This window comes from Vibrio sp., assembly GCF_984391705.1.
Map to the genome: position 1 here is coordinate 1 of NZ_CFHWOM010000019.1, position 2,023 is coordinate 2,023.

Sequence of the window (2,023 nt, forward strand, 5' to 3'; positions counted from 1 at the left end):
CCTTGACATGGTAGGGGTCGGCGATTCGAGTTCGCCCGGACCCACCACTCCTTAAAGTCATACTAAAACCAAAGTATGCCGAACATAAAATTTGGGTCCGTAGCTCAGTTGGTTAGAGTACTACCTTGACATGGTAGGGGTCGGCGATTCGAGTTCGCCCGGACCCACCAAATTTAGTTCCTCGTGAACAAAACGCAAAGCCCGCTTTTTAGCGGGCTTTGTTGTTTATGGCAATTATGCTTACCTTACACAGCCTTACGAAACTTCCATCGATTTTATATAAACACGAGCATACAGTTGATACGTTCCGAATCGACATAAGAAATTTATTATGCTCAAAAATTCAATTCTCCTACTACCCCTCTTTTCTTTGACTGCGTTTACAGCAATCGCTGACAGCAATATTGTTAGTCAAATGTCCCATATTGGATTTGGCTATAAACACGCACATCTTAAAAAAGGGGCATTTGAACCCTACTCGGATAGCAAGTACATCAACGACGAAAGCAAAACCTATGGTGGCTTATACCTTGATCTTGGATTGAGTGTCACTGACTCCATTTTCTTAGAAGGTAACGCAGATTTTGTTACCCGTTTCAGCTCTTCTATCGATTCTTGGCAAGCCGGGGCTGGATTTAATGCCCCTATTTCACCTGTCGCTAGCATCCCCTTATCTTGCGGTGTTATTAATTACTATGCAGATACAGATAAAACATCGCCTCATTCTGAACAAGCAGCTTATTGTAAGGGAGGCCTAAGAGCCCAAGTGGCAAAACATTGGATGGTTGATGCTACATATCAACACGACTTTTTTACCATTTCTAAGGATACCTATCGAATCAACAACGTTTTCCAATTTGGATCCGTTTTCGGATTTACTCTTGGAATGGAATACGCAAAGCGACTAGAACCTGAAACAGCCGTGACTGTTGGTTTGCAATTTACATTGTGATACCCAATGAGCTATTTAGGTGCTTGCAGCAATGTATGCAAAGCACCTTTGATTCTTTACTACGCCGTATTGGAGTTCGCTTAAATCCGAATAAAGTGATTATGTTTAAAATACTAGAGTTATTGAAATATATCGAATGGAGTTCAAATTAATAAAATAAGAGTCTAACACCGAAATCTAAATTACCATTCACTTAAGTAAAATGGCAATATGAGATATGTAACTCACTTTGCACGCATAATCCACCTAATAATAACAACTACCAAAAATATCAATAAATAAATTCACACCCAATAGCGACCCATATTTCCATCTAGATTGCCAAACCTTAACATCAAAAATAAAACCCTTTAATTTCATATGTTTAAAACAAGAACAAGAAAGCAATCGTTTGACTAGCTTCATATCCCCCTTAAAAAAAGAATTTATTTAAATTAATCTCACTAATTTTATAAAACTATATTGATCTATATTGTGAATTTGAGTTAGTTTCCCACTCCTATAACAAAAAACTGATTAATTCAGAAATACAATGCATCACTATAATGGAGTATCTAGTGAAAACTAAAACGTCAATATTGGCTTTAAGCATAATTACTACTTTTGGAGTTTATGCAGAGGAAACTGCCCGCTTAGACCAGCGTTTATTCGAAACTAAAATTATAGACGGACAAAAATCCGACGTAGACGCTTGGCCGTTTATGACCGCGATCGTGTCGAAAGGTCAAAGTGCGTTTAATGGTCAGTTTTGTGGTGGTAGCTTTATAGGAGACAAATACGTCCTTACCGCAGCACACTGCATTGATGAAAAAAACCCAGAGAATTTAGATGTTATTATCGGCATCCATGACCTTAATCTCGAGGCTACTCAAGGCCAGCGTGTTGCGGTTAAAAACATTTACGCGCATGAGCAATACAGCACAGTTACACTCAACAAGGATATTGCTATCTTAGAGCTTGAGCGAAGTGTTGCAGCAACTCCCGTCACTTTGGATGCTTCACGCGACACACTGGCTGAAAATGACAGTGTTACCGTGATTGGCTGGGGAAACCAACAAAGTAACCCAGCGG

At 39.3% G+C, this 2,023-nt stretch carries 2 protein-coding genes and 1 tRNA gene; all 3 read left to right on the forward strand.

Going from position 1 to position 2,023, the window contains the following annotated elements:
- Positions 1-93 precede the first annotated feature (93 nt).
- Positions 94-170, forward strand: a tRNA-Val gene (locus AC4MRV_RS11810).
- A gap of 161 nt (positions 171-331) precedes the next feature.
- A complete protein-coding gene (locus tag AC4MRV_RS11815) occupies positions 332-952 on the forward strand; it encodes a hypothetical protein (RefSeq protein ID WP_491187534.1) in 621 nt (206 codons plus the stop codon).
- A gap of 557 nt (positions 953-1,509) precedes the next feature.
- Positions 1,510-2,023 (forward strand): S1 family peptidase (locus AC4MRV_RS11820; RefSeq protein WP_491187535.1); only part of this gene is annotated, 514 nt, incomplete at its 3' end.